At 66.7% G+C, this 1093-nt stretch carries 1 protein-coding gene; it reads right to left on the reverse strand.

Annotation, left to right across the window (positions count from 1 at the left end; translation table 11 throughout):
* Positions 1-1093: FAD-binding oxidoreductase (locus QRN67_RS32680; RefSeq protein ID WP_285415186.1), on the reverse strand; the 1093-nt coding region annotated here is incomplete at its 5' end.

Below are 1093 nucleotides of genomic sequence, written 5' to 3' on the forward strand. Positions count from 1 at the left end.
CTAGACCCGCACCACCCGCCCAGGATTGAGCGTGTTCTTCGGATCGAGCCCGCGCTTGATCGCCCGCATCATCTCCAGCGCCACCGGCGACTTGTGCTTCTCCAGCTTGTCGACCTTCAGCGAGCCCACGCCGTGCTCGGCCGAGAACGAACCGCCGAACTTCTCCACCGCGTCGTACACCAGCGTGTTGATGCGCTCTTCCTCATTCTTCAGGAACGCCTTGGTGTCGATGTTCTCCGGCGCCTGCACGTTGTAGTGCAGGTTGCCGTCGCCCAGGTGCCCGAAGTTCACGAGGCGCACGCCCTCGATCTCGCGCTTGAGCAAGGCATCGGTCTCTTCCACGAACGCCGGGATGCGCGACACGGGGATCGAGATGTCGTGCTTGATGTTGAGCCCTTCCTCGGCCTGCGCCAGCGGAATGCTCTCGCGGATGTGCCACAGCTGGTGCGCCTGCGCCAGGTTCTCGGCCACCACCGCATCGGTGACGCAGCCGTCTTCGAACGCGGTTTCCAGCAGGGCCTCGAAGCGGGCGCGGGCGTGGTCCTCGGATTCGCTGTCGGAGTTCTCCAGCAGCACGCAGTACGGCACCGCCTCTTCGTTGATGAAGGGCACGCGCAGTTGCGGCATGTGCTTGTCGACCAGGCTCAGCGCGAACTTGCCCATCACCTCGAAGCCGGTGAGGCCCGGGCCCAGGTGCTTGTGCGCCAGGCCCAGCAGCGTGACCGCATGGTCGAGCGAAGGCACCGCCGCCCAGGCCGTGAGCTGGGCCGCCGGCAGCGGATACAGCTTCATGGTGGCGGCGGTGATGATGCCCAGCGTGCCCTCGCTGCCCACGAACAAATCGCGCAGGTCGTAGCCGGTGTTGTCCTTGCGCAGGCCGCTGGTGCCTTCCCAGATCTCGCCTTGTGGCGTGACCACCTCCAGCCCCAGGCACAGCTCGCGGGTGTTGCCGTAGCGGACCACCTGGGTGCCGCCGGCATTGGTGGCCAGGTTGCCGCCGATGGTGCAGCTGCCCTCGGCCGCCAGGCTCAGCGGGAACAGGAAGCCGGCCTTCTCGGCCGTTTCCTGCAGGGTCTGCAGGATGCAGCCGGCC

Origin of the sequence: Variovorax sp. efr-133-TYG-130 (genome assembly GCF_030208835.1) — a bacterium.
Lineage (GTDB): Bacteria > Pseudomonadota > Gammaproteobacteria > Burkholderiales > Burkholderiaceae_C > Variovorax.